20 protein-coding genes are annotated in these 23765 nt (G+C 58.5%); 7 read left to right on the forward strand and 13 right to left on the reverse strand.

The window, feature by feature from the left end; translation table 11 throughout:
• Positions 1 to 137: 137 nt before the first annotated feature.
• Complete coding sequence (locus PspS49_RS11560) at positions 138 to 569, reverse strand: nuclear transport factor 2 family protein (RefSeq protein ID WP_150774514.1); 432 nt, start codon at positions 567 to 569, stop codon at positions 138 to 140.
• A gap of 438 nt (positions 570 to 1007) precedes the next feature.
• Between PspS49_RS11560 and PspS49_RS11570 the strand changes: the two genes are divergently transcribed.
• Entirely contained in the window at positions 1008 to 1454 is a 447-nt protein-coding gene (locus PspS49_RS11570) for an NUDIX hydrolase (RefSeq protein ID WP_160039353.1), read from the forward strand.
• 6 nt (positions 1455 to 1460) lie between these two features.
• On the opposite strand, the gene PspS49_RS11575 is transcribed toward PspS49_RS11570, so the two are convergent.
• The 4 genes from PspS49_RS11575 to PspS49_RS11590 are packed head-to-tail and all read right to left on the reverse strand — an operon-like array spanning position 1461 to position 7426.
• Entirely contained in the window at positions 1461 to 2576 is a 1116-nt protein-coding gene (locus PspS49_RS11575) for a DUF3396 domain-containing protein (RefSeq protein WP_160039355.1), read from the reverse strand.
• Between the two features lie 43 nt (positions 2577 to 2619).
• Positions 2620 to 3561, reverse strand: a complete 942-nt coding sequence (locus tag PspS49_RS11580; protein ID WP_174245055.1) for a PoNe immunity protein domain-containing protein — start codon at positions 3559 to 3561, stop codon at positions 2620 to 2622.
• Positions 3562 to 3566: 5 nt separating this feature from the next.
• Positions 3567 to 5138 (reverse strand): hypothetical protein, encoded by a 1572-nt coding sequence (locus tag PspS49_RS11585; protein WP_127926734.1) that lies wholly within the window; start codon positions 5136 to 5138, stop codon positions 3567 to 3569.
• On the reverse strand, positions 5135 to 7426 hold the full coding sequence (locus tag PspS49_RS11590; RefSeq protein WP_127926735.1) for a type VI secretion system tip protein VgrG: 2292 nt from the start codon (positions 7424 to 7426) through the stop codon (positions 5135 to 5137). Before PspS49_RS11590 ends, PspS49_RS11585 begins: the two co-directional genes overlap by 4 nt.
• A 130-nt stretch (positions 7427 to 7556) precedes the next feature.
• Here PspS49_RS11590 and PspS49_RS11595 point away from each other — a divergent pair, with 130 nt between their 5' ends.
• Both PspS49_RS11595 and PspS49_RS11600 read left to right on the forward strand, forming a co-directional pair.
• Entirely contained in the window at positions 7557 to 8768 is a 1212-nt protein-coding gene (locus tag PspS49_RS11595; protein WP_160039357.1) for a helix-turn-helix domain-containing protein, read from the forward strand.
• 31 nt (positions 8769 to 8799) lie between these two features.
• A complete protein-coding gene (locus PspS49_RS11600; protein WP_160039359.1) occupies positions 8800 to 9432 on the forward strand; it encodes a PQQ-binding-like beta-propeller repeat protein in 633 nt (210 codons plus the stop codon).
• Positions 9433 to 9529: 97 nt separating this feature from the next.
• Here PspS49_RS11600 and PspS49_RS11605 read toward each other — a convergent pair whose 3' ends face one another.
• Positions 9530 to 9721, reverse strand: a complete 192-nt coding sequence (locus PspS49_RS11605; protein ID WP_038366183.1) for a hypothetical protein — start codon at positions 9719 to 9721, stop codon at positions 9530 to 9532.
• 198 nt (positions 9722 to 9919) lie between these two features.
• Between PspS49_RS11605 and PspS49_RS11610 the strand changes: the two genes are divergently transcribed.
• The 3 genes from PspS49_RS11610 (at position 9920) to PspS49_RS11620 (ending at position 13866) form a co-directional block, all read left to right on the forward strand.
• Positions 9920 to 11416 (forward strand): helix-turn-helix transcriptional regulator, encoded by a 1497-nt coding sequence (locus PspS49_RS11610; RefSeq protein WP_160039361.1) that lies wholly within the window; start codon positions 9920 to 9922, stop codon positions 11414 to 11416.
• Positions 11417 to 11553: 137 nt separating this feature from the next.
• Positions 11554 to 11811 carry a DUF1652 domain-containing protein gene (locus PspS49_RS11615; RefSeq protein WP_127926739.1) on the forward strand — a complete coding sequence of 86 codons (258 nt, stop codon included), beginning with the start codon at positions 11554 to 11556 and terminating at the stop codon, positions 11809 to 11811.
• 1461 nt (positions 11812 to 13272) lie between these two features.
• Positions 13273 to 13866, forward strand: a complete 594-nt coding sequence (locus tag PspS49_RS11620) for a trimeric intracellular cation channel family protein (RefSeq protein WP_238786340.1) — start codon at positions 13273 to 13275, stop codon at positions 13864 to 13866.
• A 124-nt stretch (positions 13867 to 13990) separates the two neighbouring features.
• Here the strand turns inward: PspS49_RS11620 and PspS49_RS11625 are convergent, their stop codons facing one another.
• Positions 13991 to 14758, reverse strand: a complete 768-nt coding sequence (locus PspS49_RS11625; protein WP_034152479.1) for an SDR family oxidoreductase — start codon at positions 14756 to 14758, stop codon at positions 13991 to 13993.
• Positions 14759 to 14780: 22 nt separating this feature from the next.
• Complete coding sequence (locus PspS49_RS11630; protein WP_150751799.1) at positions 14781 to 15848, reverse strand: phosphotransferase family protein; 1068 nt, start codon at positions 15846 to 15848, stop codon at positions 14781 to 14783.
• Between the two features lie 190 nt (positions 15849 to 16038).
• Between PspS49_RS11630 and PspS49_RS11635 the strand changes: the two genes are divergently transcribed.
• Entirely contained in the window at positions 16039 to 16434 is a 396-nt protein-coding gene (locus PspS49_RS11635; RefSeq protein WP_007911072.1) for a DUF4280 domain-containing protein, read from the forward strand.
• Between the two features lie 227 nt (positions 16435 to 16661).
• On the opposite strand, the gene PspS49_RS11640 is transcribed toward PspS49_RS11635, so the two are convergent.
• From PspS49_RS11640 to tssH, 5 genes are all read right to left on the reverse strand, one after another.
• Positions 16662 to 17204: a toxin-antitoxin system YwqK family antitoxin gene (locus PspS49_RS11640; RefSeq protein ID WP_150751800.1), complete on the reverse strand. Its 543-nt coding sequence runs from the start codon at positions 17202 to 17204 to the stop codon at positions 16662 to 16664.
• Between the two features lie 12 nt (positions 17205 to 17216).
• Entirely contained in the window at positions 17217 to 19226 is a 2010-nt protein-coding gene (tssI, locus tag PspS49_RS11645) for a type VI secretion system tip protein VgrG (RefSeq protein ID WP_160039363.1), read from the reverse strand.
• A 64-nt stretch (positions 19227 to 19290) separates the two neighbouring features.
• The gene (locus tag PspS49_RS11650; protein ID WP_150751802.1) at positions 19291 to 20361 is read right to left on the reverse strand and encodes an OTU domain-containing protein; all 1071 of its coding nucleotides are present in this window, start codon (positions 20359 to 20361) and stop codon (positions 19291 to 19293) included.
• Between the two features lie 68 nt (positions 20362 to 20429).
• Positions 20430 to 21113 carry a hypothetical protein gene (locus tag PspS49_RS11655; RefSeq protein ID WP_174245056.1) on the reverse strand — a complete coding sequence of 228 codons (684 nt, stop codon included), beginning with the start codon at positions 21111 to 21113 and terminating at the stop codon, positions 20430 to 20432.
• A 111-nt stretch (positions 21114 to 21224) separates the two neighbouring features.
• On the reverse strand, positions 21225 to 23765 hold the full coding sequence (gene tssH, locus PspS49_RS11660) for a type VI secretion system ATPase TssH (RefSeq protein ID WP_127926745.1): 2541 nt from the start codon (positions 23763 to 23765) through the stop codon (positions 21225 to 21227).

Below are 23765 nucleotides of genomic sequence, written 5' to 3' on the forward strand. Positions count from 1 at the left end.
GAACCGGCGACGGTCAGTGGGCTTTTTTATGGCAAATAGTTTTGTAGGAGCTGTCGAGTGAAACGAGGCTGCGATCTTTTGATCTTGATCTTGCTTTTGAAAGATCAAGATCAAAAGATCGCGGCCTGCGGCAGCTCCTACAGGGCTTTTGCGGACGCCAGATAAGCGCCGAGGCGCCGACCCATCTCTTCGCCCAACGCCTGCAGTCCACTCAACGGGCGAACCATCACCTCGAACTCGACAATCTTGCCGTGCTCATCAAAGCGAATCATGTCGATGCCTTTCAGCTCTTTCGCCCCGACCCTGGCGCTGAACTCCAGAATCACATTCAAGCCATCGGCAGTCGCCAGTTCGCGGTGGTATTTGAAGTCTTCAAACACCTCAAACACGGTATTAAGGATCATCGACACTACCGGCGCGCCCGGGTATGGCGTGTGCGCCATCGGCGAGCGGAACACGGCTTGCGGGTCGAGCAGACCGGGCAGGGCACTTAGGTTGCCGGTGTGGATCATTTCGTGCCATTTGCCTAGCGATGCAGCGACGTTGGGTTGCAGGTTCAGATCGGTCATGTTCACTCCAGGATTTTTCTTGTTGTTGTCGCGACGGCAATGACTCTAGATCAACCACGCCGAAATTGAACCCTTGTGCCGCGATCTGAATATCGGCCCATGGCCCATGCGGATCAGATGCGCATCTGATCCGTATTTTTTCACTGGATCTGCCTCTGTTACCAGCTCAGTCATCCGCTCAAAATAGCCCCACGGTTCGGCACTCGCGGCAGTCCTTCATCCCGAAGCGCCCAGTGCACCGCAAGCTCAGCATTGAGGAGAGCAACATGAACAAGATGGCGATTTTTCTGGGTGGCTTTCTGACACTGACCATTCTGATCGGCCTGCTCGCAACGATTTCTCCGGTCTGAGGCGAGCCTTTTCCAGTGACGTCCACGGGTGTGTCGCGCAAAGCATGTTTAAATGCCGCGCCCCCACACCTGTAAATGGACTTCAGTCATGGCCGAACACCGCATTCGCGCGCTCGCACTTTGCGTTTTTCATCACAACGGCAAAATTCTGGTTAACGAATTTCGCGACCCGGTCAGCCAGCAAACCTGCTTTCGGCCCATCGGCGGCGGTATCGAGTTCGGCGAGACGAGCGCCGAAACCATCGTGCGTGAAGTGCAGGAGGAGTTGGGGCTGACCATGACGGACATGCGTCTGCTCGGCACACTCGAAAGTCTTTTCGTTTACAACGGCAAACCGGGACACGAAATTGTCCAGGTATACGACGCGACGTTTGTCGATCAGGGCGTCTACGACCACGCACAGATCGATGGCCATGAAAGCGACGGCGCGCCCTTCACCGCGCGCTGGCATGACAGCTCAAGCTTCAGCGAGCAGGTGCCCTTGGTGCCAAAAGGCTTGCAGGAGCTGCTGAGGAGCACCGGATTGCTCGGCTGAATCCACTCACGCTTCCCCCGACCAATACCAAAGCGTATCGCCCCAATTCGAGCCACTGAACCGAGGCATTATTTCCCCCAAGTCGAAGTAACGTCGGGAGTTTGCCTGTGCGGGGCTGAACCAATAACCCGCGGCGCTACAAGGCTGACCGGCCTCTATTCGTGCTGGAGTTTTCGAATGCGCATCGTCTTGGTCGAATCGCGCGTACCAGCGCTCGGTACTGTCTTGTTCGAAGCAGTTACCGTAGGGTGAATAAGTGTGCAGTTGATCGGGTTTTGGATTACGAAGCTGTTTCAAAACGCGGTTCACCGCTACATAGGTTACGGGCAGAGGTTCATGGATAGCGCCCAGTTCGGGTAAAGCGCCGGCGCGAATGATCAGTCCGCCCTGATAATCCAGCATCTCGACGTCGCCACGTCCGCTTAAGGCGTGGCGTAATCCGTCTTTACCTCCCAGTTGCTCGGTAAATCGAGTGCCTACAATGGTGTACCAGTTGACACCTTTGATGTGATCAAGCAATTCTCGTTTGAAGTTGTGCACCATTGAGTCAACTTCCAGACCGACATATTGCTGCGCCAGTTGAAATTCCATGGGCATGTAACGATCGAAGTCGTAGGGCAGTATGCTCGAGAGTCCGCCGTAGCCATGTTCGGCTTCAACCTGATCGCACAAGTAAACCAGCCATTCTTCAAAGCGCGCGACGCCATCGGGCTCTTTCAGGAAACTCCAGGGCAATGTCATCTTCAGGTATGAGCGTTTTTGATCGCCATGCACCTCGAACGAGTTCAGTGCGGACAGGCTGTACGCAGCAGCTTCGTTCGCCGTTGCGGCGCTGCTGATGTGCCATTCGTATTGTTCGTTTGGCCCTGACTCGCGGATTTTTTCCTGGGTTTTGCTGAATCCGGAATCTGTCAGCTTCTTGTAGCGGTCGTCGAACTGTCCCTTCAGATGCTGGCCGAACTCTTCCTTGAATCGGGTGAAGCATTGCATGACATTGCGCTTGCTTTGCAGCGAGTAGCCTTCCTTGAAGTAGAGGGTTGCGATCAGCCCGAGTCGTACAACGGGGGTGTTATCGGGTAGCTCAAACGTCAGGTTCGCAGATTGTTCACTCAGGTTGTTCAAGCTCTCCCTGATCGAACCTTCGTCCTGAAGGACTGACTTCAACTCAAACTTCCCCCGACCAATACCAAAGCGTATCGCCCCAACGGGAGTCGTTGATCTTCGGCATGAGTTCACCCTGTTGGAAATGACGGCGGGAGTTCGCCTGAGCAGGAGTGAACCAATAGCCGGTCCGGCTGCATGCATCGCCGGCAACGATTCGGCCAACTTGTGTCATTCGTGGGCTTTGGTGATTTCTCGCATAGTCGACCAGATCTTTTGGATAAACCATATGGTCGACTTTGCTGTCGTCGATGCCATACAAAAACGCGATGGCGGCGGCCTCGATTGCCCAATAGCCAACGTAATTGCCGTCTTCTCCTTGTAAATGAGTGTCGTGCCACGGTGCTTGTTTAAAAGCGGGGTACCAGCCCTGGCAATACTTTTTCAGCAGGGCGGACGCCTCTTCGCGCGTGTCGGCGTAGATTGCTTGTATTAGCGGGGTGTATACGTCGTGATACCACTGGTCAACGTCATGACGGTTGGGCAGTACCTTCTTCAACAGATCTTCGAATAGCGTGTCGTCCCCGGCATAACCTGCGTTGTCCAGCATTTTGACAAAGCGTACGAGCAAGTCGTTACGGTGCAGCAGAATACACAGACCGATTACTTGCACAGCTTCTTCGTACTGATCTGGCCAGTCATCGATAGCCAACGGAGAAATCTGTGGCGCTCCTTCGAAGTCGGCGAGGGTTTGCTGGCGCACTTCATATTTTTCGATCAGGTCCTCAAGTAACGGAACCAGAGACTCAATGTCCATTCCTGCGGTGTAAGTTGCCAACAATTTGTCCAAAGCCAGACTTTGGAAGTATCGGGCACGCTGGGATGCTTCCTCTTCATCGGAGTCGGATTTGAAACGATTGGTCTTGAAGAACTCGATGACTTCGTCATGTTCTTTCAGGAAGTGGTTGTACTGATGATCAGAGAAGAATTTCTGGCGTTTGCTCATTGATGTCATGCCTCAAGCTTGAGGGAGTCCCTCGCGCCATATTTTTTTGCCAAGGACTTTTTGCGCTTGTTTACAGCCGCTTTCACCTCGGTTTCGTTGTAATGAAACGCCTTGTGTGTGCGATGGGTGCTTTCTGCAAGATTCTGAAACCGCGCTTCGGCATGGTCTTTCGGGCTTGCGCTGGAATGATAAAGCGGGGAATAAAACAGATGGCGACTGTAAGAGGCCAGGACCTGTGCGGCAAGTGCGCGACCAGCCACAGCCTTGTTCAGGTTTTGGGTGATCCACTGACTGCTCATTTGAACCAGTATTTCTTTGATCTTGGCAGAGGGGGCCGGTGAGCGGCTGGATGCCTGTGGTTTGTTTTTTCCGGTTCTCATCGACGTTGAGGGCTTGCTGGCACCGGCCTCAGGGGTATCTTCGATCGGTTCAAGCAGTTGGCTTGCGTCGGCGATGCGCGTTACGCCCGATATGCCCGATTCTCCCAGTTTGGAGGCGATGCCGGGTTTTCGAGTGTTATTGGCTCTACGCATGAATTTTGGTGCATCTTCTTCGCGGCTCGCCTTCGCTTCGACAATCGCGAATTTTTCGCCGCCATTGTTCGCTGGCTTCGCGCGCCAGACCGCGTCGATACCGGTTCCATTGGCGCCGTCAGACAGTTTGTAAAGGACATGCCTGGCTTTAGGGCTGCCTCCCGAAGAAAGTTTTCCGGTTTTCGTGGCACCCGGCAGCCCCTCCAGCCATTTGCCATCCGCCCCCTTGTCATGTCCATCCCAATCTTTGCCCCAACCGAATTCGACTGCGCAGATGTAATCGGCGATATGTTCGCCGCTGACGCCCAAGCCTTCATTCAAAATGCTCGAAGGCGCCTGAACGCCGACCTTGGAGGATTCGACACGGTTGGAGTGGGTGCCGCTGGCGCCGTCCTTGCCTTGAGTGCCGACGGAGGAATCGCGGTTGGCGGGTTTTTCCGCGCGCCGTGGGTGACTGGTGCCAGACGACGCGGCGGAGCTGTTGCGCTGCATGCCTTTCCATTTGATCAGGCGTTTTTCAACAATGCCAAGCATCGCCGGCATGTTGTCTCGGGCGGTAGCGAGGACGGTCACCACGGCGGTTTGAACCCAACCCGGCGAGCCCTTGTAAACAGAGGAACTTCTGATCGCGGAAATGATGTCGTCCATTTCCGCACGCAGTTTGCCGGCGTTGAAAATACGTGACAGGAGTTCTTCCGGACTGGTCTTGATGCCGCATTCCTGCAGAACGAACCGCAGCAGATCGAACAAAACCGGGGCGAATCGTTGAGGGTTGCGGTTGACGATACGCATGCTTTTTTTCAAGCCGTCACCCGCGCCGGGTATCCAGCCGATCACTGCCAGGAGCAAGTCGAACTGGGCATCTTCCTTGGCTCCGGGCGTGTCCGATTTGTACAGCAGAACGGCGGATTCAATGGTGTCGTACACGTCAATGGCCTGGCCCAGAAATGGCACCGCACCCATCGCAATGCCTTTGCCCAGTTCGATAGCCGCTTCCTGATAAGCCCCGGTGCGGTCGTCGTTGCTGCTTGTTTGTTCGCTCATGCCAGCCTCCCTGCGGCTTTTTCGACCAATGCCTGTAGATCAACGGTGGCGGGGTCAAGACCCAGTTTTCGCAGATCTTCGTCGATTTTATCGTCAGAAGCGTCAACCACGGCCACTGCCGGACGATCATAGGGACGAGGGTCTTCACCGTAATAGACTTTCGCGGGGCCTTTTGGCACGTCTTCCAGCCGGGCGAATCCGTCGCTGTCGAGCACACCTTCGCGAGTCGAACCATCGGCGAATTCAACGCGATAAGACGCGCCGGGTACGGGTTCGAGATTGTCGTAGTGCAGGTTCAGTTCAAGCCAGGTGGGATTGGTTTTGGCCCGTTCCATCAAGTTGCCGGCCGTGTCAGTCGCCGCCAGTCCGGGAATCAGCGGAGCAAGAATGGCGATCCCGGTCCCCACGCCAGGCGCGCCGCCGGTATTCACCTTCACCTCAGCCCCGCTAATGGTCACACCACCGGCATCCACCTTCACAAAACTCCCGCCAGCCTTGGCCGTGAGTTCCATGGCGCCTTCGACCACAACCTTCTGGCCGGCGTAGTAATGGATTTCTGACCCGGCCTCAACAAACTGCGCAGTCCCCACCTTCAGATGCTGCGTCACACCGACGGTCAGGTGATCATCCGCACGCATTTCGCTAATCCGGTCCAGATGCGTAATCCGGTGCTCTTCAACCTTGAACTCGCTCAGCGTATTGGCTTCGACGGTGTCGTGCCGTTCGTTACCGACGCGAATCTTCTGGTCGTGCTCGATGTTTTCGTCCCAGTCGCGCTGGGCGTGGATGTAGATCTGCTCGGCGCCTTTCTTGTCTTCGATGCGGAATTCGTTGTAGCCCTTGCCGCCCGGTGAACTCAGGGTCTTGAAGGTGCTGCGGGTCTTGTTGGCCGGCAGGTCGTAGGGGACGACGTTTTCTTTGTGGTACAGGCAACCGGTGACCAGTGGCTGGTCGGGATCGCCTTCGAGGAAGGTGACGAGGACTTCCATGCCGATGCGCGGGATGGCGATGCCGCCGTACGCGGCGCCGGCCCAGCCGCTGGCGACGCGCATCCAGCAGGTGGTTTTGTCGTTGGACTGGCCGTCGCGGTCCCAGTGGAATTGCACTTTGATCCGGCCGTATGGGTCGCAGTGGATTTCTTCGCCTGCGGGGCCGGTGACGACGGCGGTCTGGCTGCCGAGGACTTGCGGTTTCGGGTGTTCAAGGGCAGGGCGGTAGTGCGCGTCCCACGGGGTGGCGAGGAAGCTGTTGCGGTAGCCCTGGTGGAAATCGCTTTTGTTGTCGGTGACGTCGCTGGTGACGTTTTCGCCGAGCACTTGCGGCTGTTTGCCTTCGTGGAAGACTTCCAGCAGCAGCCACAGGTCGTTCCACTCGGCGTGCGGGTGTTCGGCGAGGGTGAGGAAATGGCCGCTGGTGAGGGTTGGTTCGTCACCTTTGCCTTCGGCGAGTTTGTAGTCGCTGCGATGGCGTTCGAGGGCGCGGGTGGAGAGGAACTTGCCGCGCTCGCGGGTGGTGAAGCGGCCGGGGTAGTCGTAGTCCTCGAGGTCCGGGGCGAACTCGGTTTTGACCGCGCCTTCGGGGAGGATCTTCGGTTTTTCGAAGTCGTAGTCGCGGCGGCTGACGCGGGTGGTGCGGGTTTCCAGGCGCAGGTTGAAGCGCTTGATCACCGGTTTGTCGGCGGCCATGCCGGAGTCTTGCTGGTAGCTCACCGGTTTCAGCTTGCGGAACACGGTCTGGTCGTCGCCAAACACCAGTTTGTGGCCGCTGCTGCTGTGCTGGAAGTGGAAGTGAATGCCTTCTTCTTCGCACAGGCGCTGGATGAAATGCAGATCGGATTCGTCGTACTGCACGCAGTATTCGCGTTCCGGGTACTCGGCGCCGAGCTGGAAGCTGTAGGCGTCGGCGAGGATGCCGCGATCCTCCAGCACCTGGGCGATGATCTTCGGTACGGTCAGTTGCTGGAAAATCTGCTGATCGTGGTTGTGCCGCAGGTAGGCCAGTTGTGGCACCAGGCTGAGGCTGTAACGGGTCAGGGTCTTGCCGGAGTCGCCTTGCTCGATGCGATAGACCAGACCGTGGATCTTGCCTTCGCCGGTGGCGCCGAAGGTCAGGACGCCGGGCTTGTGCAACAGCTCTTCGAGTTTGAGGTCGGGGCGGGCGCTGACGAGTTCGAGGTCGAAACGGAACGGTTGGTTGAGGGCTTCGCGACCGGTGAAGCTGAGGACTTGCAGGTCGGCGTTGGCGCCTTCGACAGTGAAGGTAATGTGGCTAGCGTTTGCATCCAGCATGCTCGACTCCATCCATTGGAAAAGCTGTGCCGATGTTGCAACAACTGAAACAGCCGATCAAGCGTCCAAACGCGCCATAATCAGCGATCAGACTCAGCTCACGATTCAGCCATCGAGGGACGGACGAGCCATGGATTCGCTGATCAACGCCGCCGGCCGCGCGCTGTCTGCTGGTGACCCGCTAGGCGCGTTGAACTACGTCGCTCTGCGTGATGACCCGCCGGCGCTGGCCCTGCGCGCAATTGCCATGGCTCAGCTCGGTGATCTGCCCCGCGCCAAGGCGTTGTTGCAACGGGCGATAAAGGCGTTCGGCAGCAATGAACCGTTGTCGCGGGCGCGTTGTGTGGTCGCCGAGGCCGAGGTGGCGCTGGCAGCGCGGGATCTGGGCTGGCCGGTGAAGGCGCTGGAGGCGGCGCGGCGGGTCTTGCAGGCGCACGGTGACGGCGTGAACGCGGCGCACGCGCGCTATTTGCAGATTCGCCGGTTGCTGTTGATTGGCGAGCTGCAAGAGGCCGAAACGTTGCTGGGTGAAACTGACCCGGCGCCGTTGCCGCCGGCGCTGCGTACTGCTCATGAGTTGATTGCCGCCGGGATCGCCGTGCGTCGGGTCCAGGCACACAAGGCCCGCGCGGCGCTGGCGCGGGCGCAGGCTGCGGCGCAACAGGCCGGGATCGCCGCACTGCGCGCCGAGGTCGATCAGGCCAGTCACATGCTCGCTGCGCCGGCAGCGCGGCTGAGCGTTGCCGGTCAGGCGCAACGGGTGAATCTGGCGCAGGTTGAAGCGTTGTTCAACTCGTCGACACTGATCGTCGATGCCTGTCGCTACAGCGTGCGCGGTGCCGGCATGACGGTGCCGCTGGCCACGCGGCCGGTGCTGTTCAATCTCGCACGATTGCTTGCGCAAGCCTGGCCGGACGATGTGGCGCGCGAAACGCTGTTCGCCACAGCCTTTGGTTTTGCCCTCACGGATGAGTCGCACCGTGCCCGCTTGCGGGTCGAAATCGGCCGGTTGCGTGCGGCGTTGGCACCGCTGGCGAGCATTACCGCAACGCCAAGAGGCTTTGCGCTGGTGGCCGCGGATGTGGCGTTGCTGACCCTGCCGGTCGAGGACAAATACGCGGCGTTGCTGGCCTTGCTTGCCGACGGCGAGAGTTGGTCGAGTTCGGCGTTGGCACTGGCCTTGGGCAACAGTCAGCGCCAGGTGCAGCGGGCGTTGGAGGCATTGGCGCTGGTGGGCAAGGTGCAGGCCTTCGGTGTCGGCCGGGCGCGGCGCTGGATGACGCCGCCAATGCCGGGTTTCGCGACGATCTTGTTACTCCCGGTGTCGCTGGGCAATGGCTAGGCTGGACCCACACATCCACGAGGAAGCCCCCATGAAACACGCAAACGCAGAAATCCTTCGCGAGTACGGCCCGTTTGATGACATCAAAGGCATTCACGGCGTGACCTTCGATGGCCAACAGGTCTGGTTCGCCAGCGACGGACAGCTCAACGCACTGGATCCGGCCAGTGGCGAAACCGTGCGCACGCTCAAGGTCGGCGCCGACGGTGGCACCGCCTTCGACGGCCAGCACCTGTACCAGATTGCCGACCGCCACATCCACAAAATCGACCCGGCCACCGGACGCGTACTGCACACCATTCCGGCACCGGGCAATGGTGGTGACTCAGGCATGGCCTGGGCGGACGGCTCGTTATGGGTGGGGCAGTATCGCGAGCGCAAGATTCATCAGATCGATCCGCAGACCGGCGAGATCCAGCGCACGCTGGAGTCGAACCGTTTTGTCACTGGGGTGACCTGGGTGGATGGTGCCTTGTGGCATGGCACTTGGGAGGGAGATGAAAGTGAGTTGCGACATATCGATGTGCAGGACGGGGAGGTGCTCGAGTCGCTGAAGATGCCGGCGGGGCAAGGTGTCTCCGGGCTGGAGGCGGACGGTGCCGATCGTTTCTATTGCGGTGGCGGTGACAGTGGGCGGGTGAGGGCGGTGCGTCGGCCTCAATGATCAAGGTGTCTGCACCGGCCTCTTCGCGAGCAGGCTCGCTCCCACAGTGAGCTACCCAAAACCCTGTGGGAACGAGCCTGCTCGCGACAGCGGAGTGTCAGTCACCGCTGTTTCGACGGCGTTCGATACCGTCCGGATTACCGATGTCCAGCAACCTTCTTTCCACCAGGACATTCTCAAGGGCCTGACGCTCGACCGGCGCCATTTGGTGTTCGCGCTTTTTCAGCTCCAGCAGAATCGGGCTGGACCAGGTGCGGTAGGTCTGTTCGATGTTGCGACGCGACGTCATCAGTCTCTCCTTGATCAAGAGCCCGGTGTTGCGGGCAGGGGCTCAATCCGATGAGGTATTAACGTTAGACGACAAAGCCGGAAGTCGCGAATGCACCGCGATCCCCTGTAGGCGTTGTTGCGCAAATTAATGGCTCGGCACGATCACGGGTGGCTGCGGTCGTACTCTTCACATGGGCGTATCACTTGTGGAGATCCAATGAGCCAGGAAGTCCTGACCACCGAAACCAACCGCCGCCAGTTGCAGCAGATCATCGCCGGGCTGTCCGACGGGGTGATTCTGCTGGAGCTGGATCAGAGCATTCTCTGGGCCAACGAAGCCGCGCTGGCCATGCACGGTGTCAGCCGGATCACCGATCTTGGCCACAATGCCGACGAATACGCCAAAAAATTCAACCTGCGCTATCGCAACAATCACTCGATCACCGCGGAAAACTACCCGATCAGCCGGGTGGCGCGCTGTGAGAGTTTCAATGACGTGCTGATCGAAGTATCGCCGACCGATGATCCGGAACGTATCTGGGTGCACAGCGTGCGCAGCATGATTCTCACTGATCGCGAAGGGCAGCCCGAGTCGCTGGTGCTGATCATGAGCGACGTCACCGACTGGGCCAACGCCGAGCAGCGCTTCGAAAAGACTTTCAATGCCAACCCCGCGCCGGCGGTGATCTGCCGCCTCAGCGACCTGCGTTACATCAAGGTCAATCCCGGTTTTCTCGAGATGACCGGCTATACCCGCGAGCAAGTGATCGGCACCTCGGCCTATGAAATCGACATCTTCGAGCAGGCCGAGAAAAAGGATCTGGCGATTCAACGTCTGCGTGACGTCGCGACCATTCCGCAGATGCAGGCCGAACTGCGTCTGCCCGATGGCGGCAGCAAGCAAGTGATCGTCGCCGGCCAACCGCTGACGCTCAACGATGAGGATTGCATGCTGTTTTCCTTCGTCGACATGGAGCCGAGGCATAGGGCCGAGGTGGCGTTGCGTCAAAGCGAGGAGCGTTTTGCCAAGGCGTTTCGCTTGACGCCGGTGCCGATCCTGATTTGCAGTGCCGACGAGCAGCAAGTGATCGACGTCAATCAGGCGTTCCTCGAAACCTTGGCCTACGACAGTGAGGACATGCTCGGCAAAACCGTGACGCAGCTGGATTTCATCGATGACAGCGGTGCGCGCACGCGGTTGCTGGCCGCGCTTGAGAAAAACGGTCGAGTGGATCGGGTGGATGTGCGGGTGCGCAAGAAGGATGCGGAACTGCTCGAGTGTGCGCTGTCGGCCGACACCGTGAATATTCAGGACATGCCATGCTATTTGCTGGTGTTGATGGACATCACCGAGCGCAAGCGCACCGAGCTTGAGCTGGTGGCGGCGATTGAAGAGGTGATGAAAGATGCTTCGTGGTTCAGTCGGACGCTGATCGAAAAACTGGCCAATGTGAAGAAGGTCAACTCGCCGCAATTGCCTAGCGTTTCGTTCACTGATCTGACGGCGCGTGAGCGTGATGTGCTGGGGTTGATCTGTGAAGGGCTGGCGGACAAGGAGATCGCGGCGCGGCTGAAACTGGCGCCGAACACCGTGCGTAATCATGTCGCGACGGTTTATTCCAAGCTGGATGTGCACAGTCGCAGCGAGGCAATTGTCTGGGCGCGCGAGCGTGGATTGTTTGCCGGGGAGTTGGGTGGCAAAGGGCAGCGATAGGGTGCAAATGCACTAGTGGGTCTGGTGCAATTTGAGGTGTTGATGTCGGGCGGCTGTTCTTAGTCTGTTGGGGTGCGGTGCGAGCCTTTTGAGGTTTGTGGTCGCGTCCCTTCGAAGTTGCTAAAGGAACAGCCGCAATGATGAATCTTGTGCAGTTGCGCGCACAGCTTGAGCGTAGTTTTTCGCCGCTGGCGTGTGAGTGTCTGGTCGATGGTGATCATTCGCTGACGGTGAAGCTGTATCACCCGGTGTCGGGGCAGGTGGATCTGGTGATCAGCGGGTTGAAGCTTGATGCGTTGCGTACGCCTGAGGCTGTTGAGGCGTTGATTGAAGAGTTGCGGTATGAGCTTGAGAGCAATTCTTTGCGTTTGTTTCGGGATCCGGATTTGGCTTAGGGCTTTTAGGCTTGGCGGCCTTTGGGCCGACCATGCTCTTGGGGTTTTGGGTGTATATCCGTTTCTTCGGGTGCTGCGGCTGGCGGTTCCGCTCTTACAGCGGGTCACTTTTTCAAACGCCAAAAAGTAACCAAAAGGCTGGGCCCCGGCGTTCGGCCCACTCGCTAAAGCTCGGGGTTCCTTCGTTCCGGGATCGATCCGGGGGCAGCGCCTACGGTTTGCTTCGCTGCACCTCCTCTCGCTGTGTTTGGCTTCGCCAAACGGTCGCTGCGCTCCCACCCCCGGATCAATCCCTCCACTCAGCCTGCCGAAGGGGCCAGCACGGCAAGATCAAGAGCTGCAGCCGAGCTAACGCTCATCCTGTTGAGTGGTGAGGAGCCGAGGCGATGCGAGGTGGGAGGTGCCTTGCTTTTGCTTTTCTGTGGGAGCGAGCCTGCTCGCGAAGGCGGCCTGACAGCCGACCTGTTTTTTGCAGATGTACTCGGTTCCACTGTGGGAGCGAGCTTGCTCGCGAAGGCGGCCTGACAGCCGACCTGTTTTTTGCAGATGTACTCGGTTCCACTGTGGGAGCGAGCCTGCTCGCGAAGGCGGCCTGACAGCCGACCTGTTTTTTGCAGATGTACTCGGTTCCACTGTGGGAGCGAGCTTGCTCGCGAAGGCGGCCTGACAGCCGACCTGTTTTTTGCAGATGTACTCGGTTCCACTGTGGGAGCGAGCCTGCTCGCGAAGGCGGCCTGACAGCCGACCTGTTTCTTGCAGATGTACTCGGTTCCACTGTGGGAGCGAGCCTGCTCGCGAAGGCGGCCTGACAGCCGACCTGTTTCTTGCTGATGTACTCGGTTCCACTGTGGGAGCGAGCTTGCTCGCGAAGGCGGCCTGACAGCCGACCTGTTTTTTGCAGATGTACTCGGTTCCACTGTGGGAGCGAGCTTGCTCGCGAAGGCGGCCTGACAGCCGAGCTGTTTTTTGCAGATGTACTCGGTTCCACTGTGGGAGCGAGCTTGCTCGCGAAGGCGGCCTGTCTGGCAAAGCGAATCCCAGCCTGCCAACCCTCGCTGATTCCAACGCAAAATCGACAGCCATACCCCTCCGATCCGGCCGATTCACTGGCGCTTGCGGGGGCCTCGGCTATAAAGAATGAGTGGTCAGGTCTTCCGTGGTCGGTTCGGTCGCGGGAGTTGCTCTTCCATTCATCGCGGATCGTCCTATGAACCTTCTTGGGAAACGCGTGTTGCCGTTGGCTTTTTTTGCTGTGTTGCTGGCGGGTTGTGCCAGTCCACCGCCACCTCCACCGGTAGCGCCACCTCCGCCACCGGAACGTACTTGCCAGGTCCTCGAGAACACCGAGGTCGCCGGTGACGTGTACGCCGACGGGCAGGTTACTCGACACATCACTACAACCCGTTGCGTCACGCAGTAGCGCCGGCGGGGCGTAAGTCCCGGGTTGAGCGGATTGTGCTGGTGGCCGACCTGGCCGGCACGGCGGTGTTTGCTGTCGAGGGTGCGATTGCGGCAATGCGCAGTCAGCTCGATTTGCTCGGGGTGATGGTGATTGCGTTTATCGTCGCCCTTGGCGGCGGGGTCACCCGTGATCTTTTGATTGGTGCGACGCCACCCAATGCCGTGGCCGATTGGCGTTACCCGGCGCTGGCGTTTTTCATGGGCGGGTTGGCGTTTGTCTTTCATGAGCAGGTGCTGGGTTGGTCTGGATCGACGCTGATTGTGCTCGACGCTGCGGGGTTGGCGTTGTTCGCCGTGGCGGGTGCGCAGAAGGCGTTGAATTTCGGCATTACGCCGTTTGTGGCGATGCTGATGGGCACGATCACGGGGGTTGGCGGCGGGGTGATTCGCGACATTGTGCTGGCGCGGATACCGGTGGTGTTGCAGGCGGATTTGTATGCGAGCTCGGCGTTTGTCGGTGCTGCGGTGTTGATCATCGCCCGCAGGCTGGGTGTTTCCCCGGTAGCGGCGGCGTTGCTGGCGGGGGTGGGGTGTTTGACGTTGCGTTTGCTGTCGGTGCATTTCGGCTGGCAATTGCCGAAAGTCATCGCCTGATACAAAACCCTTGTAGGAGTGAGCCTGCTCGCGATAGCGGTGTGTCAGATCATAAATGTTGACTGACACACCGCTATCGCGAGCAGGCTCACTCCTACAGGGGGTTATGTATTTGCTTTGGGGATCAGGACAGGAACCCACCGTCGACGTTGAGCGCAACCCCGGTGGTGTAGCTCGACGCATCACTGGCCAGGTACAACACCGCACCGGCCATTTCACTCGGATCCGCCACACGCTTGAGCGGAATCTGCGTCAGTGCTTGCTTGAGGATCGCATCGTTTTTCACCAGTGCCGAGGCGAACTTGGTGTCGGTCAGGCCCGGCAACAGGGCGTTGCAGCGGATGCCGAACTGCGCGCATTCCTTGGCGAAGACCTTTGTCATGTTGATCACCGCCGCTTTGGTCACCGAGTAGATGCCCTGGAAGATCCCCGGCGAAATGCCGTTGATCGACGCGACGTTGATGATGCTGCCGCCACCGTTTTCACGCATCAGCTTGCCGGCCTCAACCGACATGAAGAAGTAACCGCGAATGTTCACGTCGACGGTCTTCTGGAACGCGCTCAGGTCAGTGTCCAGCACGTTGCAGAATTGCGGGTTGGTCGCAGCATTGTTGACCAGAATGTCGAGGCGGCCGAACTGTTCCTTGATCCCGGCGAAGACTTGGCTGATCTGCTCCATTTCACCGATGTGGCAAGCCACGGCTGTTGCCTTGCCGCCAGCGGCGATAATCGCGTCGGCAACGTGTTGGCAGCCGTCGAGTTTGCGGCTCGAGACGATCACGTGGGCACCTTGCTGGGCCAACAGTTTGGCGATGGCTTCACCGATGCCACGGCTGGCGCCGGAAACGAAAGCGATCTTGCCGTCGAGGTCGAACAACTGAGTCTTGGACATAAGGGTTCCTTGGTGTGGGCCGTCAGAGGCTCGATTTCGCAATGACTTGCAGGCTCATCTGCTCCAGCAGTTTGTTCATGTGAATGAACTGCGCGAAGCGTTTGTCCTGGGTCTGGCCATGGTAGAAGCGGTAGTAGATCTGCTGCACGATGCCGGCCAGGCGGAACAGGCCGTAGGTGTAGTAGAAGTCGAAATTGTCGATCTGGAGGCCCGAGCGTTCGGCGTAGTAATCGACGAATTCGCGGCGCGTGAGCATGCCCGGCGCGTGGCTCGGCTGGCGGCGCATCAGTTGCACCGGCGCCGGGTCGTCCGCCTCTATCCAATAGGCGAGGGTGTTGCCCAGGTCCATCAGCGGGTCGCCGAGGGTGGTCAGTTCCCAGTCGAGCACGCCGATGATCTGCATCGGGTTGTGCGGGTCGAGAATGACGTTGTCGAAGCGGTAGTCGTTGTGGACGATGCTTGAGGTCGGGTGGTCGGCCGGCATCTTGTCGTTGAGCCAGGCTTTGACCTTTTCCCAATGCGGCGCATCCGGGGTCAGGGCTTTCTCATAGCGCTCGCTCCAGCCTTTGATCTGGCGGGCAACGTAGCCTTCCGGCTTGCCCAGGTCGCCGAGGCCGCAGGCGTTGTAGTCGACGCGGTGCAGTTCAACAAAACGGTCGATGAAGCTTTTGCACAGCGCTTCGGTTTTTGCCGAATCGAGGCCCAGTTCCGGCGGCAGTTCCGAGCGCAGGATGATCCCTTTGACCCGTTCCATCACATAGAACTCGGCGCCGATCACCGATTCGTCGATGCAGTGCACGTAGGCTTTCGGGCAATACGGGAAACCGTCGCGCAATTGATTGAGGATGCGGAATTCGCGGCCCATGTCGTGGGCCGATTTGGCCTTGTGGCCGAACGGCGGACGGCGCAGGACGAATTCCTGTTCCGGGTATTCCAGCAGGTAGGTCAGGTTCGACGCACCGCCGGGGAACTGGCTGATCGCAGGCTGGCCGCTGAGGCCCGGAATATGTGCCTTGAGGTACGGATCGATCAGGCTGGCATCGAGTTCTTCGCCAGAGCGGATACGGGTGGACTGGTCAGTAAGCGCCATGCTTATCCCTTCTGCTTATTTTGGAGGCCAGACATCATTGGCTAATCTAATGGGGCGCTCGGGCGGTCACAAGCGCGGGTCGGTCTTATAGGTTAGCGTGTTGCCGGATAATCACCTTTGGGAATGTGCGCGACGGGCTGCGGCAGACTAAGGTTTAGCGGGTATGCCATGGTCGAAAAGGAGCTTTGAAATGGGCTGTCCGCAAGTCTGTGCCACGGCCACGTTGCAGTGCAGCTTCGGCGCCGCGCCGTCGATGCTCAATGTGTTGCCGGTCAACCGCACGCTGACCGGCGGGATGCCAGCGGCGAACATCATGGATCACATTCCGCTGGTCAACATCCTGCCGTTCGGTGTGTGCATGAGCATGGCCAATCCGATGGTGGCCGCTGCGACCGCGGCCGCGTTGGGGGTGTTGACGCCAATGCCGTGTATTCCGGCGACGGCCACGCCGTGGATTCCCGGCGGGGCGCCGACGTTGTTGCTGGGCGGGATGCCGGCGATCGATGCCAACTCAACGTTGATGTGCAACTGGGCGGGGGTGATCAAGATTGTGGTGCCGGGGCAGATGCAGATGTTGATTCCCTGAACCGCTACCCTCACCCCAGCCCTCTCCCGGAGGGAGAGGGAGCCGACCGAGGTGTCTTTCGTTGTACGTCGACCTGAACGACCGAGTCGATTATTAGCACTGCCTCGGCCTATCCAAGGAACGGGTCGATTATGGATTCACTGCATATCCTTCACGTCGGTGAACCTCTTCAATATCCCCCAGTCGGTCCCCTCTCCCTCAGGGAGAGGGCTAGGGTGAGGGGCTCTTCAGGCCTGCTGCGGATCCGCCCACTGCCGATACCACCAGCGCACCCGCGAAATCGGCTTGCCATCCGCACCCAATGGCCGCCCGTCCTCGGCAAAACCTTGCTCCGGCTCCAGCAGTTGGCCATTCACATAGCGCGCTTCCACCGCCGGTTTGCCATTCGGATGAAAGCGCTGATAACGCCCCTCACGTACGCCATCGCGATAGAATTCCGCCTCCGCCACTTGCCCATCCGGGAAGTAATTGAACGCTTCGCCATGCAACAACCCGCGCCGATACGTCGCCTTGCGCTGCAGAAAACCTTCTGGCGCATAAAAGCTGGCCACCCCCTGCAGCTTGTCGCGCACAAACGGCATCTGCGCGCAGACCTTGCCGTTGGGGTGATAGAGCAACGACGTGCCTTGCAGCTCGCCCTGGCTGTAATGCAGATCGGCTTGTTTGCGCCCGTCATCCTTGATGTTCAACGGGCCATCGAGTTGACCGTCCTGCAAGCGCCCCTTGAGCTGTTTGTCATTCTGCTGAAGATCCAGCGGTGTGATCGCCATGGCTGCTCCTTGTCAGTTGACCTGCACCAGACCGCCCTTGATGGTCAGCATGCCGCCGCCATCCACGGTCTGCGAGGCTGCGCCCTTGTTGGTCAGGCTGATGCCGGCGTCGTTGGTCAGCGTGGTTCCAGCCTTGTTGTCCAGTGAAGTACCGGCCTGATTGGTCAAGGCCGTTCCAGCCTTGTGGGTGATCGAGGTGCTGGCGGACGTCGCCAGATCGGCGCCGCTCTTGATCGTGAAGCTGCCGCCACTTTGCAGGGTCAGGGTGCCGCTGACCTTGATCGTCAGGTTGCCGTCGACCGTCAGGCTGTAATCACCGGTGACCTTGTCGGTGTAATTGCCGCCGGTGCTGTGATTCTGGTCGGCGCCGACTTTCACCGTGCGGCTGTCCTTTACATCGAGGCTGTCGCTGCCGGTCTGAATCGTGACGCTGCGTTTGCCTTTTTCCAGCGTCACCGTCTCGTCGCCGTCCTTCACTGTGCGGGTGCGCGCGTTCTGCACGGTGAGGGTTTCGTCGTGGCCGACGGTGGCGGTAGTGTCGTTGAGCACGTTGATGTTGAAATCCTTCTGCGCCTGCAAGAACACTTCTTCAGCGTCCTTTTTGTCTTCGAAGCGCAGCTCGTTGAAACCGCCGCCACCCTTGGATGACTGGGTTTTGATTCCCGATTGCGTCTGGTTGGCCGGGAGGGCATAGGGCAGGGCGTTGTCGCCGTTATAAACGCAACCGGTGACCAGTGGCCGGTCCGGATCACCGTCGATAAACGTGACGATGACTTCCTGGCCGATGCGCGGGATGAACTGCATGCCGAAGCCTTTGCCGCTCCAAGGCAACACCACGCGCACCCAGCAGGAGCTGGTTTCATCGTTCTTGCCGTCGCGATCCCACGGGAACTGCAACTTGATCCGGCCGTATTCGTCGGTCCAGATTTCCTCACCGGATTTACCGACGACGATTGCAGTCTGCGGATGCATGCGCGGCTTTGGCGTCACACGTTGCGGGCGAAACGGCGTGGCTTTGGGGATGGCTTCGAAGCGGTTGCGATAACTGTCGTGGCTGGCGTCATGGGTGACTCGCGTCACCACCCAATCGATGTTCAGACTGGCATCGTCGTGCCCTTCGAGGGTGAACCAGTGCCCCGGCACCAGCCATCGACAATCGCTTTCACCGACAAAGCGTTTCTCTTCGCTGCGCAAGCCGTCAACCCGTTGCTTGGTCAGCGCATCACCGCGCGCCTTGGCGTTGTAGCCGCCCGGATGCTCGTAGATCGAAAGCGGCCCGGCCACAGCTTCGGCCTGGTCGTACAGTGAGGTTGTCGGCGTGGTGAACTCATAATCCGTCGCCCGATACACCCCGGCCACAGCTTGCAGGCACACCTGCCCGGAGCGAATGCCGTGCAACTCACGCTCACCCAGACCTTGCCCCAAATACTTGACCGTCGGCCCGTTGGGTATCTGTACGAAGGCATCGTTGCTGTCGCCGAGCACCAGCGTGTGCTTGCCTTCATCGTGGGTGAAGAACCAGAAGATGCCTTCTTCTTCCATTAACCGCGAGACGAAGGCGAAATCGGTTTCGCCGTACTGCACGCAGTATTCGCGAGGGGTGTAACTGCCGGTCAGCGAGAGTTTGAAATCGGTGAAGCCGTGAGCCTTGAAAATCGTCGTGACGATGTCCGACGTGGCGAGGTTCTGGAATACCCGGTTGTTGCTCGCGAGGGTCAGCCACCACAGCCACGGTCTGAGCAGGATCTTATAGCGCTCGGCTGTGGCATCGGCGGGCAGTTGGCGGATCTCGGCTACCAGTGCGTCGAACTCGCGCATCTGCGCATCGTTGTGCAGAGTGGTGGTGACGTGGGTAGCGATAGCGCTGGTCAGCGTAAGAGAAGTGCCGTCGTTGAGACCGTTGAGGGTTTGTGAACCCAATATGTTCAGGGCTTCGTCGCCTGAAAACGACTCAGGGAACAGCGCCGACAGCGAAGTGGCGGTGAGTGAAATCGTAGTGCTGCTGTCGGTGGCGCGAGGCATGAATTGGCCTTTGGTGAGCTTTCAGTTCATGGAGGACGGTGACGATTTTTTCCGCTGGCAGCACTCACGGCGTGGTGTAGTGATTGCCGTTTCTGTATTCAATTTGAATGGGCGCTGTTTCAGTCGTTGCATTGAACGCAATCATTGAAGTAAATCCCTGATTGGGGATCATGACGTTGATCTTTACATTATATATTTGCGCAATGATCGCTATTTCTATACCTCCACCCCAAGTTCCGGATAGTCGCATGTTTGTAATGTACGCCACCGTGATGCCCCAGGTTTCACAGAAGGCCGGGTTGTTATCCATGTACAAGCAAACGTAGTTTCTGAGGTCCTCGTGTGATATTCCATGCATACCCCTTTGCTGAAGACATCTTGAGAGCGTATGGAACAAACAGTTGCCATCTGTGGGTATTCCATTTTCATCACGAGATTCACTGATTGGTAGTCGCGGAAGATCTGATGAAAAACCGTTGCTTTTCTTGAGTAACTCGATGTCCTTGGGTGAAATCAGGTCAGTGTCTATCGTGCTGAATATGCCGAACCATGGTGCGTCGGAAGGCGCGTTAAGGGCTTCATTTTTCTTGGTTTTGGCTTTGATGATGAGATTGACGACTTTGAATGTACGACGAGTGGTCTGAAATATGCTTAGAGGGGAGCGGGCGAGGTTTTTGTTGGAAGCCTTGATTGTTCCCTTGTTGGTCCAACCATTGGATTGAGTCTGGCCAATACCCCAAGACATGTCGCCGCTTTCCGCCTTTCCGGTTGACCACCCGTGGGTGTAAAGCTCCTTGATCCATTGGGGAGCATAAACTTCGACGAGTACCGCATAGTTACTACGCCCGAACATTTTGTTGAGGTAGGCTTTGCTGTAGTTGCGGAATGATGCGAATCCCTGATGGCCAGCGGCGGATAACACGGTGCCGAACCGGAACGCCTCGAACTCTTCGGCGGTCATCGCCCGATAGAAACAGGTTTGGTTCTCAGCGGAATTCAGCGGAGTGGAATCATCGAAACGAGCAGGTGCAGAGTAAATGGTGTACTCCAGCGGTTTGCTTTGATGGGGGTCGATGGTTAGCCGAAACTCATCAATAATGCTTTCGATCGTAATTATCTTTTTGAAGTTGCACATGATGCACCGCTTCTCGGTTGGGGATGGGAGGGACTGTTTGTTTATTTATGGGTAGACGTTGTCAGCGCTTACCCGATGTCCATCATGTCGGGAGTCCAGTCAATATCCATTGCTTCGCTGACTTCGGCGTCAATCTCCATTTCGTTATAGGAAAATTTCACCTGCTGGTTTTTGCTGCTATCCCAGTAGTAAGTAACTTTTGCGAATGACTGTTGATGAAGATGTTTGCCCCCTGGCGTGCGGGTTGTTTTTCGACCTGTATGGGCGCCTGCATTTTTAACGACACTATTGTTCATTGTTCTGCCGTGCATGGTGGTGTACAGGTTGTACTTGTTTCCAAGCAGCTTATGTAGCCTGCCGACGAAGCTGTCATAAGAGGGCTGAAAAACTTTTTCGGTGGTGGATTGATCTGTGCCGAGTGCCAATTTGCACGAAGTCACCGAAATGACGTCTGGCAAGTTGGTGCCGAGCCCACACTCACTGAGATACCAGGCAACCTGATCAACGGAGAATGATCCCAGCGTTTGCTTGGAATGACTGCCATGACCACGCACGTAGAGACGCCATGGCCCCATCGTTCCGGACGCTGTCTGTGCGACGGTTTGAGGGGATGTTGTATTGGCAATGAACGAGTGCGAAGTGACCCCGGTTGTATTTCCTTTGGCGATTATGGAGTTCGTCCCGTTATTGATGGTGTCGTCACCGTGTCCTGAAAGGAAAGACAGGAGGACTTGCGATAGGTATTTGGACATTTTTTATCTGCCGCTGGATGGTTGAAAGGCCCGTCTGGACGGGAGCATCGCTGAGAATGAACCGCTGTTAGCACGCAACTACTGAGATTGGTTTCTCCCTATCACGTCAAGCTATTCCAACACCCACTCTGCCAACTTCCCCGTCACCTGCGTCATCAACACATTCTCGACATCCCGCGCACCCGCCGCGCTGCACTTGGCGAGCACCGCTTTGACAATTCCCGAATCAAACTCGAACTGTTTGCCGGTCGCTGCCTTGTAGCGGCCACGCAACTTCTCAAGTTTGGCGAGCACAATCCCTTCCAGCGTCGCCTCATCCAGCGGCCGATAGGCAACCACGGTCATGCGCGCCAGAAACGCCGGGCGGAAGGCTTGCAGCAGGACCTTGTGCAGGGCTTCGTTGAAGGCTTCGGAGCCGAGTTGTGCAACCGGCGTATCAAGTAGAAGCTCAGCGCCGACGTTGCTGGTGGCGAGCATCACGGTGTTCTTGAAATCGACCACCAACCCGGTGCCGTCCTCCATCAAGCCCTTATCGAACACGTTGTAAAACGCCTCGAGCACATCCGGGTGTGCCTTCTCGATCTCATCCAGCAATACCACCGAATAGGGTTTGCGCCGCACCGCTTCGGTCAGCACACCGCCGCTGCCATAACCGACATAACCCGGTGGTGCGCCTTTGAGTTGGCTGACGGTGTGGGCTTCCTGATATTCCGAAAGATTGATGCTGATCAGGTTGCGTTCACCGCCGTACAACGCATCGGCCAGGGCATAAGCGGTTTCGGTTTTGCCCACGCCCGTGGGGCCGACCAACAGGAACACACCGACTGGTTTTTGCGGGTCGGTGAGTCCGGCGCGATAGGCTTGCAAGCGTTGTGCGATGGTATTGAGCGCGGTGCTTTGGCCCATCACTCGTTGGCCCATGCGCTGGCCGAGGGTGCGCACAGCGTGGGCTTCGTCGGCAAGCATTTTGCCGACGGGGATGCCGGTCCAGCCGGCAATCACGGCGGCGACGGTTTTGGTGTCGACCTGTTCCGGCACCAGTGGATCGTCCTGACGAATCGCGTCGAGTCCGGCCTCAAGGCGCAACAGCTCGGCGGCGAGATGATCGATGCGGCTGTCGGTGGCTTCATCGGGTTTGTCGCTGTCGGCACGTTCGCTCAAGGTCAGCAGTTCACGACGCGTGTCGAGCAGTTCGCGTACGGCTACACGCTCTTCGCCCCAGCGGGTTTCCAGTTCGCGGATGGCTTGCACATTGGTCTTCGATTCACTTTCCAGCAGCGTGATGCGTTCGCGGTGGTCCAGCCCGGTGGCCTGTTCGCGGCGCAGACGGTCGACTTCTTCTTTCAGACTTTGCTGGCGGTGGCGCAGGCTCTCCAGCGGCGGCGGCACATCATGCTGGCCGAGGGCGACGCGGGCGCACGCGGTGTCGAGCACGCTGATGGCTTTGTCCGGTAACTGGCGGCCGGAAATGTAGCGGTGCGAGAGCTTCACCGCTTCATGAATAGCGGCATCAAGCACCTGTACGCCGTGGTGCTGTTCAAGTTTGGCGGCCACGCCGCGAAGCATTTCCACGGCAGTGATTTCGTCCGGTTCTTCAACCTGCACCAGTTGAAAGCGGCGGGCGAGGGCAGGGTCTTTCTCGAAATATTTTTTGTATTCCATCCACGTCGTGGCAGCGAGGGTGCGCAACTCACCCCGAGCCAGCGCCGGTTTCAGCAGGTTGGCGGCATCGCTGCCACCCTCGGCACCGCCAGCACCGATCAGGGTATGGGCTTCGTCGATGAACAGGATGATCGGTTTGTCGGCACTGCGCACCGCGTCAATCACGCCCTTCAAGCGCTGTTCGAATTCACCTTTGACCCCGGCACCGGCCTGCAACAGACCGAGGTCGAGCACGCGCAGGCTGACTTCCTGCAACGACGGCGGCACATCCCCGGCAGCGATGCGCAGGGCCAGGCCTTCGACCACGGCGGTTTTACCCACACCCGGTGCGCCGACCAGAATCGGATTGTTTTGCCGACGGCGCAGCAGAATGTCGATGCACTGGCGAATCTCACCGTCGCGACCCACGATCGGATCAATGCGCCCGGCATGCGCGTCGGCCGTCAGGTCCTGGGTGTATTGATCGAGCACCGAGTCCCGGCGTGGGGCTGAATTGGCCGATGAACCCGGACGCGCACCGACATGTTCACGAGAGTTTTCCGTCCATTCCAGCAGATTCGCCCTGAGTGCTTCCTTGGGAATCCGCAGCAACGACGAGGCGCTGTTGAGCAACAAGCTGCGGCGCTCATCGCGATCGATCAACGCCAACAACAGCAACCCGGAACGAATGCTGTCGAGCCCCAGCACACTGGCCTGCACCACTGCATCTTCGAGCAAACCGAGGGTGTGCGACGACAGCGCCGGTGTGCGCGTACTGCCCGCCTTGAACAGGTCCAGCGCCTTGTTGATCTCCGCTGTGAGCGCATCACGTTCCAGGCCGAAACGCGGCAGCAGAAAAGCCAAATCACCGCCCTCGATGTCGAGCAGTTCCAGCAACAGATGTTCGATCTCGACAAAGTGATGGCCGCGTTGCAAACAGCGCTGCGCGGCGCGTTCGAGGGCACGACGGTTGTCCGGGTTGAGGCGTCCGATCAGGCTGGCCAGTTCCAT

This window comes from Pseudomonas sp. S49 (assembly GCF_009866785.1).
GTDB lineage: Bacteria > Pseudomonadota > Gammaproteobacteria > Pseudomonadales > Pseudomonadaceae > Aquipseudomonas.